Origin of the sequence: Streptomyces sp. AB3(2024), assembly GCF_041862025.1 — a bacterium.
Lineage (GTDB): Bacteria > Actinomycetota > Actinomycetes > Streptomycetales > Streptomycetaceae > Streptomyces.
The window spans coordinates 1-226 of record NZ_JBGWAB010000411.1 but is presented as its reverse complement, the minus strand read 5'-3'; the positions used below and the strand labels follow the sequence as shown (position 1 = coordinate 226).

1 protein-coding gene is annotated in these 226 nt (G+C 72.6%); it reads right to left on the bottom strand.

Features of this window, described 5'->3' with window-relative positions; translation table 11 throughout:
• A partial coding sequence (locus ACEPPI_RS41005) for an acyltransferase domain-containing protein (protein ID WP_373920313.1) occupies positions 1-226 on the bottom strand: 226 nt, incomplete at both ends.

The window sequence follows — 226 nt, the reverse complement described above, 5'->3', positions numbered from 1 at the left end:
CGGCACGGACACCATCCCGCCCAGCCCCGCCAGCACCCGGCCGATCGCCTGCGACCGCAGCGCCACCACACGCGCCGCATCCTCCAACGACAAGATCCCCGCCACACACGCGGCCGCGATCTCACCCTGCGAATGCCCGATCACCGCACCCGGCCGGACACCCGCCGCACCCCACACCTCGGCCAGCGACACCATCACCGCGAACAACGCCGGCTGCACCACATCC